Genomic DNA, 10,771 nt, shown 5'->3' with positions numbered 1-10,771 from the left:
GTCTTTCGCCTTCCTCGGGTGATCAGGCTTGCGGGCGCTCGTCGTCGTGGAAAATGCCGAATTCCTGCTCGGCGATCGCGAACAGTTCGTCGGTGGTGGCCAGATGCAGCCGATCGTCGTTCTCGTCGTTCTCCGCCGCGACGCCGTCCGCGGGGGCCGCGCTCGCGGCGAAGCTGTCCACGCCGAGGCCCACGAGGATCGTCTGGAGGCGGGCCGTGAGCTTCGCCCGCCAGGCGTCGTCGGCGGGCCGCGCCGCCAGGGCGGCTTCGAGCCGGTCGAGCTGCCGGAGTTCGTCCGATCCGTCGGGGGTCAGATCTTTGAGCATGTCCGTCCGGACGAAGCCGGCGAGCGCGGCGGGCGTCGGATAGTCGAAGACCGCGGTAGCCGGCAGCCGCAGCCCGGTGGCCGTGTTCAGCCGGTTCCGCAACTCCACGGCGACGAGCGAGTCGAAGCCCAGCTCGGAGAACGGCCGCTGCGGTTTGATCGCCTGTGCCGAGGCGTGTCCGAGCACCGTGGCGATATGCCCCAGAATCAGGTCCAGGACGGCCTTCTCCTGCTCCTCCGGGCCCAGTTCCGCCAGCCGGTTCCGCAGTTTCGCCGCGCCGTCGACCGTGCGCCGCGCCGGAACGGCGAACAGGCCGCGCAGCATCGACGGGAGCGTTCCCGCCGCCGCCTGGGAGCGGAGCGCCGCCGCGTTCATCCGTACGGGGACCAGCAGCGGCAGGCCCGAGGAGCGTGCGCCGTCGAAGAGGCTCAGGCCGTGGTCGGAGGCCAGCGGCAGGAGGCCGCCGCGGTTCAGGCGGGCCCGGTCCGTCCCGTCGAGGGTGCCGCTCATGGTGCTCTCCGACGCCCACAGGCCCCAGGCGAGGCTGGTGCCGGGCAGTCCCGCGGCCTGCCGGTGGTGGGCCAGGGCGTCGAGGAAGGCGTTGGCCGCGGCGTAGTTGCCCTGGCCCGCGCCGCCCAGCACACCGGAGACCGAGGAGAACAGGACGAATTCCGCGAGGTCCAGTCGTGCCGTCAGCTCGTGCAGGTGCCAGGCGGCGACGGCCTTGGGGCGGAGGACCGTGTCCAGCCGCTCCGGGGTGAGCGAGGTGAGGATGCCGTCGTCCAGCACGCCGGCCGTGTGGATGACGCCGGTGAGCGGATGGTCGGCCGGTATGTCCGCGAGGAGCCTCTCCAGGGCGTCCCGGTCGGTGATGTCGCAGGCGGTGACGGTGACCTCGGCGCCGAGGGCGGCCAGGTCGGCCCGCAGCTGGTCGGCGCCCGCCGCGTCGGGGCCCCGGCGGCTGACCAGCCGCAGGTGCCGCGCCCCGTGCCGGGTGACCAGGTGCCGGGCGACGAGCCCGCCGAGCGTACCGGTGCCGCCGGTGATGAGGACGGTGCCGTCCGGGTCGAGCGTCCGCGGCGCCGCGGACGGCTCCGTGCGTGACAGCCGTGCGATGCGCGGGGCGCACGCGGCACCGTCGCGCACCGCCAGCTGGGGCTCTCCAGTGGCCAGCGCCTCCGCGAGCCCGAGGCCGACCGAGCTCTCGGCGTCATCGAGGTCCAGAAGGAGGAACCGGTCCGGGTTCTCCGACTGCGCGCTGCGGATGAGGCCCCACACGGCCGCGCCGACGAGGTCCCGGATCTCCTCGCCCGGACGCGTGGCCACGGCCCGGCGGGTGAGCACGGCGAGCCGCGAGGAGCGGAACCGCTCGTTGGCCAGCCACTCCTTGGCCAGGGACAGGATGTGGGACGTGACGGCGCCCAGCCGCTCGGGCCCGCCGCCCTCGACGGGGAGGAGCACCACCTCCGGCACCTGCCCATCGGCGCCGACGGAGGCGAGGTCGGCGAAGGCCTCGGCGCCCGCCGGCACGGTGCCGAGGCCGACGACCGCGGCCCACTTCTGCGGGCGGGCGCCGGAGGACGGCACCGGCTGCCAGGTCACCTGGAACAGCTCGTCGTTGCGCACCGCTCCCACCAGCGCCTCCGCCGGCACCGGGCGCGCGGTCAGGGTGTCGACCGACGCGACCGGCATCCCGGACGTGTCGGCGATGGCCACCTTCAGCGCGTCGGTGCCGGAGCTCGACAGCCGGACCCGCAGCTCCGAGGCACCGGCCGCGTACAGCCGTACACCGGCCCAGGAGAACGGCAGAAGGATCTCCGCTCCCGGCTCGGACCGCAGGATCATCGGGTGGACGACGGCGTCGAGCAGGGCGGGGTGGATGCCGAACTCGGTCCCGCCGTCCGCCGCCTCGGCCGGCAGGGCGACTTCGGCGAACACGTCGGACCCCTGCTCCCAGGCCGCCTTGAGACTCTGGAACACCGGCCCGTAGCCGTATCCGCGCTCGGCCAGCCGTTCATAGATCCCCTCGACGTCCACCGGACGGGCGCCCGGCGGCGGCCACTGCACCAGGTCGAAGTCGGCGCCCCCACCGCTCTCACTGGTGGTCAGCGCGCCCTCGGCGTGTCGGGTCCACTCGCCGGACGCCGTGTCGTCCTCGACCCGGGAGTAGACCTCGACCGTCCGGCGGCCGTCGGTGCCCGTCCCGGCACCGACGTGCAGTTGCAGCTGTACGGCGCCGGTCTCCGGGAGCACCAGCGGCGCTTCGATGGTCAGGTCCTCCACGATGTCGCAGCCGACCTCGTCACCGGCGCGCAGGGCCAGTTCCACGAACGCGGTGCCGGGCAGCAGCACGACGCCGCCGACGGCATGGTCGGCCAGCCACCGGTGGGTGTGGCGCGACAGCCGGCCGGTCAGGACGGTCCCGCCGTCGTTGCCCGCGAGACCCACGGCAGCGGTCAGCAGCGGGTGGTCCGCCGTCCGCAGACCCGCCGACGTGACGTCGGCCGTCTCCCGGAGCGTGGCGTCCAGCCAGTACCGCTGGTGCTGGAAGGCGTACGTGGGCAACTCGACCCGCCGCGCCCCGGTTCCCTCGAACCACACGGACCAGTCGACATCCGTACCGTGCACATACGCCTGCGCCAGGCTCGTCAGCAACCGCTCCTGATCGTCCTCGCCCCGGCGCAGCGTTCCCAGGGCAACCACGGGCGCTTCCACGGCCTCGGCGGTCTGCTCCACCGCGCCGGTCAGTACCGGATGCGGACTGACCTCGATGAACAGCCCGTGCCCCGCACCCAGCAACGCCCGAACAGCGGCCTCGAAACGCACCGGCTCCCGAAGATTCCGCCGCCAGTAGTCGGCATCCATCGTGACGGTGTCCAGCAGCTCGCCGGTCACCGTCGAATACAACGGCACCTCCGACACACGCGGAGACAACCCAGCAACCGCCGCCGCCAACTCCTCACCAACGGCATCCATCTGGCTGGTGTGGAAAGCGAACGCGTCACTGACCTGCCGGACACGGATACCGTCCCGCTCACACGCCTCGGCGAACCCGGCCACCTCAGCCGGGTCCCCCGCGACCACCACGGACGCGGGCCCGTTCACCGCCGCGATCTCCAACCCACCCGACAACCGCTCCCCCACCCTCTCCGCCGACAACGCCACCGACACCATCGCCCCCGCACCCCGCGCACCCACCAGCAACCGGCCCCGCGCCGCGATCAGCCCGGCCGCGTCGGACAGCGACAGCGCACCGGCCACACACGCCGCCGCGATCTCACCCCGCGAATGCCCCACCACAGCCGACGGACGCACCCCATAGGACTCCCACACCGCCGCCAACGACACCATCACCGCGAACAGCACCGGCTGACCCACATCCACCCGATCCAGACACGGGGCACCCTCCTCACCCCGCACCACCGCCAGCAACGACCAGTCCACATACGGCTCCAAAGCCGCCGCACACTCCGCCATCCGACCCGCGAACACCGGCGAACCCTCCAGCAAACCCCGGGCCATACCCACCCACTGCGCACCCTCACCCGAGAACACGAACACCGGACTCTTGCCAGCCTCCGCAGCGGCACGGATCACACCAGGTGCCGCCGTGTCGCGGGCGACGGACTCCACTCCGGCAAGCAACACGTCACGATCCCGCCCGACGACGACCGCGCGGTGCTCGAACGACGCCCTGCCCGTGGCCAGCGAGAAACCCACATCCACCGGCCGCGCCCCGGACGCCACATCCACCAGCCGCCCCGCCTGCTCCCCCAACGCCGACCCGGTCTTCGCCGACACCACCCACGGCACCAGACCATCACCCACAGGCTCCAGCGCGGGCCGGGCCTCCGCCGGGGCCTGCTCCACAATCACATGCGCATTGGTGCCGCTGATACCGAACGACGACACCGCCGCCCGGCGCGGCCGGTCCACCTCCGGCCACGCCCGCTCCTCCGTCAGCAGACTCACCGCACCCGCCGACCAGTCCACATGCCGCGACGGCTCCCCCACGTGCAGCGTGCGCGGCATCATGCCGTGGCGCATCGCCATCACCATCTTGATGATGCCGGCGACACCGGCCGCCGCCTGCGCGTGCCCGATATTCGACTTCACCGACCCCAGCCACAACGGCCGGTCCTCGGGCCGGTCCTGACCGTACGTCGCCAGCAGCGCCTGCGCCTCGATCGGATCACCCAACGTCGTACCCGTACCGTGCGCCTCCACCACATCCACGTCGCCGGGGCCGAGCCGCCCGCTGGCCAGCGCCTGCCGGATCACCCGCTGCTGCGACGGACCATTCGGCGCCGTCAGACCGTTGGAGGCACCATCCTGATTCACCGCCGAACCCCGCACCACCGCCAGCACCTGGTGGCCGTTGCGCCGCGCGTCCGACAACCGCTCCACCACCAGCAGACCCACACCCTCGGACCACCCCGTACCATCCGCATCGTCCGAGAACGACTTGCACCGGCCGTCCGCCGCCAGACCCCGCTGACGCGAGAACTCCACGAACATGCCCGGCGTGGACATCACCGTGACACCGCCCGCCAGCGCCAGATCGCACTCACCGTTGCGCAGCGCCTGCGCCGCCAGATGCAACGCCACCAGCGACGACGAGCACGCCGTATCCACCGTCACCGCCGGCCCCTCCAGGCCCAGGGTGTAGGAGATACGGCCGGAGACCAGGCTTCCCCCGCTGGTGGACGCGGAGGCGGTGCTGAGGCCGTAGTCGTGGTACATGACGCCCGCGAACACGCCGGTGCGGCTGCCCCTCAGCGCCGTCGGGTCGACGCCGGCGCGCTCGACGGCCTCCCAGGAGACTTCGAGCAGGAGCCGCTGCTGCGGGTCCATGCGCTGCGCCTCGCGCGGCGAGATGCCGAAGAAGTCGGGGTCGAAGTCCGCGGCGTCGTAGAGGAAGCCGCCCTGCCGCGTGTAGGTCTTCCCCGGCAGGCCGGGCTCGGGGGCGTACAGCCCGTCGACGTCCCAGCCGCGGTCGGCGGGGAAGCCTGAGACCGCGTCCACGCCGTCCGTCACCAGCCGCCACATGTCCTCGGGGGAGGCAATGCCGCCGGGGTAGCGGCAGGCCATGCCGACGATCGCGATCGGCTCGTCCGGCCGCGCCGACGCCGCCGGTGCCGACGCGGCCGGCAGTGGGCCGGTCTCCGCGGCACCGGTGATCTCGGAGACGAGGTACGCGGCGACGGCCTGGGCGTTCGGGTAGTCGAAGACGAGGGTGGCGGGCAGCCGTAGGCCGGTGCTGTCGTTCAGGTCGTTGCGCAGCTCGACGGCGGTCAGTGAGTCGAAGCCGAGCTCCTGGAAGGCCCGGTCGGCCGGCACCGCCTCCGCCGAGGTGTGGCCCAGCACCGCCGCGGCCTTCTCCCGGACGGCCCGGAGCACCATCCGCTCGCGCTCGCCGGGTTCGGCCGCCAGCACCCGCCGCGCCAGCGGCGAGCTCGCCTCCGCGCCGCCGGGCGCCGTGCCCCGGGAGGCTCGCCGTACCACCGGTCCCGCCAGGCCGCGCAGCAGCGCGGGTACGCGCGCGGCGCGCGCCCGCAGGGCGGCGGTGTCCACGCGCAGCGGCACCGCGACCGGCTCGTCGCCGCGCACCGCGCCGTCGAACGCGCGCAGTGCCTCCTGGACGGACAGGGCGGGCAGGCCCTGCCGCTGGATGCGCTCCAGACCGGCGTGGCTCAGCTCGCCCGCCAGCCCCGTGCGCGTGTCCCACAGGCCGAACGGCAGGGAGGTGCCCGGCAGGCCGCGGGCCCGCCGGTGTTGCGCGAGGGCGTCCAGGAAGACGTTCGCCGCCGCGTAGGTGCCCTGTCCCGCCGCCAGCACCAGGCCGCCGGCGGACGAGAACATGACGAACGCCGACAGCGGCAGGTCGACGGTGAGTTCGTGCAGATACCAGGCCGCGTCGGACTTGGGCGCGAGCACGGCGTCGAGTTTCTCCGGCGTCAGCGAGTCCACCATGCCCACGTCGCTGACACCGGCCACGTGCACCACGCCGGTGAGGGGGGCCTCCGCGGGAATGTCCGCGATCGCCTCCGCCAAGGCCGCCCGGTCCGCGACGTCGCACGCCGCGACGCGCACCTGGGCGCCGGCCCGGGTCAGCTCGTGCGCCAGCTCTGCCGCGCCCGGGGCCTCGGCGCCGCGGCGCGAGAGGAGCAGCAGGCGCCGCACCCCGTGCTCGGCCACCAGGTGCCGGGCCACGAGGGCGCCGAGGCCGCCGGTGCCGCCCGTGACCAGGACGGTGCCCGCCCCGAACCCCGGCTCCTCGTCGGTGCCGCCGGCCAGGGGGCTCAGCCGCGGCAGCAGGCACCGTCCGGCGCGTACCGCCAGCTCGGGCTCGTCTCCGAGCGCGGCGGTGGCGATCCGCTGCCACGACGGTTCGTCGTGGTCGGTGTCCACCAGGACGATCCGACCCGGGTGCTCCGCCTGCGCGGCGCGGACCAGGCCCCACACAGGCGCGGTCCGCAGGTCCACCGGCTCGTCCGGGGCCACGGCCACCGCGCCGCGGGTCACGACCGCCAGTCGCGAGGAGGCGAACCGCTCGTCCGCGAGGAACGCCTGGATCGCCGCCAGTGCGCCGGCGGTGGCGGTGCGCACCTGTGCGGGCAGTTCGCCGTCGCCCGCGGCCGTGCAGAGGACCGGCACGTACGGCGGCGGGGTCCCGTCCGCGGCCAGCGCGTCCAGGTGTGCGGCGAACGAGGCCGCCTCGACCGCCGGTACGGGATCCGGCGCCCCGGCCGCGGCGGTGCCGTCGGGCGCGGGGGTCCAGCGCACCGCCCACAGGGCGTGGTCCGCCGGGGTGCCCGCCTTGGCCAGGTGCTCGGGCGGGACGGGGCGGCCGGCCAGCGAGTCCACGGAGAGCAGGGGTGTCCCGGCGGTGTCGGTCACCGTCACGGAGGCTGCGCCGCCGGAGGAGCGGCTGATGCGGACGCGCAGCGCGGTGGCGCCGGTGGCGTGCAGGCCGACGCCGGTCCAGGCGAACGGCAGGACGGGCGGCTGGTCACCGGCCGGATCGTCGGCGATCAGCCCGGCGTGCAGGGCGGCGTCGAGCAGGGCCGGGTGGATCGTGAAGCCGTCGGCGTCCTGCTGGGCCTCCTCGGGGAGGACGACCTCGGCGAAGACGTCGTCGCCGCGCCGCCAGGCGGCCCGCAGTCCGCGGAAGGCGGGGCCGTAGGTGTATCCGCGCTCGGCCAGCACCTCGTAGGCGTCGCTGACGTCGATGGCGTCCACCGCGGCGTCCGGGTCCTCCGGCGGCCAGGGGGCGCCGTCGCCCTGGGGCGTCGGCGCGGCGGGGCCCAGCAGGCCCTCGGCGTGCAGGGTCCAGGGCGTCTCGGGGACCGCGTGGTCGGGGCGGGAATGGATGCCCACCGTCCGGGTGCCGTCGGCTCCGGCGGGGCCGACGGTCACCTGGATCCGGACGCCGCCCTGTTCCGGCAGGACGAGGGGCGCCCGCAGCGTCAGGTCGCGCAGGGCGGGGCAGTCCGCCTCCCAGCCGGCGCGCAGGGCCAGTTCGACCAGACCGGTGCCGGGGATCAGGGCGGTGCCCAGGACCCGATGGTCGCCCAGCCACGCGTGGGTGGCCAGGGACACCCGCCCCACCAGACTCAGCGCGCCGTCGGGGCTCGGCACCACCGCGCCGAGCACCGGGTGCGCCACCGTGGTCAGGCCGGCCGAGGCGCCGCCCGGCCCCAGCCAGAAGCGCCGGCGGGCGAACGGGTAGGTCGGCAGGTCGGCCCGGCCGGCGGCGGGCGCCACGTCGGCGAACCAGGCGCGCCAGTCGACGGCCCCGCCCGCGGCGTGCAGCCGGCTCAGCGCCCGCAGCAGGGCGTCCGGTTCGGGCCGTCCGTCGGGCAGCGAGGCCACCGCGGTCGCCGTCGGGTCGCCGTCCAGGACGGTCCGCGCCATACCGGTCAGCACGCCGCCGGGGCCGACCTCCAGGAACAGCGTGCTGCCGTCGGTGCGCGCGGCGGCCACGGCGTCGCCGAAGCGCACCGCCTGGCGCACCTGCCGCACCCAGTACTCGGGCCGGGTCAGCAGCCCGGTCTCGGCGGTGCGGCCCGTCACGGTGGAGACGACCGGGATGGCCGGCTCCGCGTAGGTCAGGCCCTCGGCCACCTGACGGTAGCGGTCGAGCATCGGCTCCATCAGGGGCGAGTGGAACGCGTGGCTGACGCGCAGGCGCCGGGTGCGTACCTGGCGCGCCGCCAACTCCCCGGCGATCACGTCGAGGTCGTCGGCGGGGCCCGAGAGGACCACGGAGCCGGGGGCGTTGACCGCCGCGACGGCCACCCGGTCCGCGCGTCCGGCCAGCAGCGGCGCGGTGTCGGCCTCGTCCAGCGCCACCGCGAGCATCGCGCCGCCCGCGGGCAGCTCCTGCATCAGCCGCGCGCGGGCGGCCACCAGGGTGCACGCGTCGGGCAGGGAGAACACCCCGGCCACATGGGCCGCGAGCAGTTCGCCGACGGAGTGCCCGGCCACCATGTCGGGGGCGATCCCGTACGACGCCACCAGCCGGTACAGGGCGTACTCGAACGCGAACAGCGCGGGCTGGGTCATCCCGGTGGTGTCCAGCAGTTCCGCCCGCGGCGTGTCCGGCTCGGCGAACATCACCTCGCGCACCGGGTGCGGCAGCAGCGGGTCCAGCAGGGCGCACACCTCGTCCAGCGCCGCGGCGAAGGCGGGGAAGGCCTCCGCGAGCAGCCGTCCCATGCCGGGGCGCTGGCTCCCCTGGCCGGTGAAGAGCAGGGCCAGCGCCCCGGGCGTACGGGCCGCGGTCACCACGTCCGCGCTGTCCGCGCCGGCGGCCAGCGCCTCCAGGGCCGCGGTGAGGGCGGCGCGGTCGGCGCCCAGGACCACGGCGCGCGACTCCAGCGCCGCGCGGCCAGTGGCCAGCGACCGGCCGATGTCCGCCACGGCGGCGTCCGGGTGGTCCGCCAGCCAGCCGCTCAGCCGCCCGGCCTGTGCGCGAAGGCCGTCCTCCCCGCGACCCGACAGCAGCCACGGCACCGTACCCGCGGAGGCGGGGTCCGCCTTCGGCGCGGGCGCGTCGGGGGCGGCCTCCAGGATGACGTGGGCGTTGGTGCCGCTGATGCCGAACGAGGACACCGCCGCGCGGCGCGGCCGGTCCACGGCGGGCCACGCGCGGGCCTCGGTCAGCAGCTCGACCCGGCCGGCGGACCAATCCACGTGCGGTGAGCGTTCGTCGGCGTGCAGGGTCCTGGGCAGAACGCCGTGGCGCATGGCCTCGACCATCTTGATCACCCCGGCCACCCCGGCGGCGGCCTGGGTGTGGCCGAGGTTGGACTTGACCGAGCCGAGGTAGAGCGGCCGGTCCTCGTCCCGCCCCTGCCCGTACGTGGCGAGCAGGGCCTGGGCCTCGATGGGGTCGCCCAGGGTGGTGCCGGTGCCGTGCGCCTCCACGGCGTCGACGTCGGCGGGCGTGAGTCCGGCGCCCACGAGGGCCTGGCGGATCACCCGGCGCTGCGACGGGCCGTTCGGCGCCGTCAGCCCGTTGCTCGCGCCGTCCTGGTTGATCGCGGTACCCCGTACCGTCGCGAGCACGTGATGGCCGCGCCGCCGGGCGTCCGACAGCCGCTCCACCACGAGGATGCCCACACCCTCGGCCCAGCCGGTGCCGTCCGCCCCGGCGCCGAAGGACTTGCACCGGCCGTCCGCCGCCAGGCCCCGCTGGCGGCTGAACTCCACGAAGGTGCGGGGCGTCGTCATCACCGTGGCACCGCCGGCCAGCGCCATGTCGCAGTCGCCGCCGCGCAGCGCCCGCACGGCCAGGTGCAGGGCGACCAGCGACGACGAGCACGCCGTGTCGAGGGTCACGGCGGGGCCCTCGAGGCCGAGGGTGTAGGCCACCCGGCCGGAGGCGATGCTGGCCGCGTTGCCGTTTGCGAGCAGGCCCTCGACGGATCGGGGCGTTTCCTGGAGCCAGGTTCCGTAGTCGTGGTACATCACGCCGGCGAACACGCCGGTCCTGCTGCCCCGCAGCGACGTCGGGTCGATCCCGGCCCGCTCCAGCGCCTCCCAGGACGTCTCCAGCAGCAGCCGCTGCTGCGGGTCCATCGCCAGCGCCTCGCGGGGCGAGATCCCGAAGAACTCGGCGTCGAACTCGTCCGCGTCGTGCAGGAACCCGCCCTCGCGGCAGTACGTGGTGCCGGTGGCCTCCGGGTCGGGGTCGTAGAGCCGGTCGATGTCCCAGCCCCGGTTCTCGGGGAACCCGGAGACCGCGTCGACGCCTTCGGCGACGAGCCGCCACAGCTCGCCGGGCGACCGCACGCCGCCGGGGTAGCGGCAGGCCATGCCGACGATGGCGATCGGCTCGGAGGCCGACTCGGCGTACCGCCGGTTCTCCTTCTTGAGCCGTTCGTTCTCCCTGAGCGACGCGCGCAGCGCCTGCGCGACCTGCTCGTTGGACGCAGCCAT

General features: G+C 74.8%; 1 protein-coding gene. It reads right to left on the bottom strand.

Features of this window, described 5'->3' with window-relative positions; all coding sequences use genetic code 11:
- Window positions 1–22: 22 nt before the first annotated feature.
- Window positions 23–10,771, bottom strand: a complete 10,749-nt coding sequence (locus PS467_RS40805; RefSeq protein ID WP_311039561.1) for a type I polyketide synthase — start codon at window positions 10,769–10,771, stop codon at window positions 23–25.

The organism is Streptomyces luomodiensis (genome assembly GCF_031679605.1).
Taxonomy (GTDB): domain Bacteria; phylum Actinomycetota; class Actinomycetes; order Streptomycetales; family Streptomycetaceae; genus Streptomyces; species Streptomyces luomodiensis.
Note: the sequence above shows the minus strand (reverse complement) of the source record. Positions and strands in the feature narration are given on the sequence as shown.

Excerpts from the sequence above, each read along its gene's own strand:
- PS467_RS40805 (WP_311039561.1), bottom strand. The coding sequence starts at position 10,771 with ATGGCTGCGTCCAACGAGCAGGTCGCGCAGGCGCTGCGCGCGTCGCTC.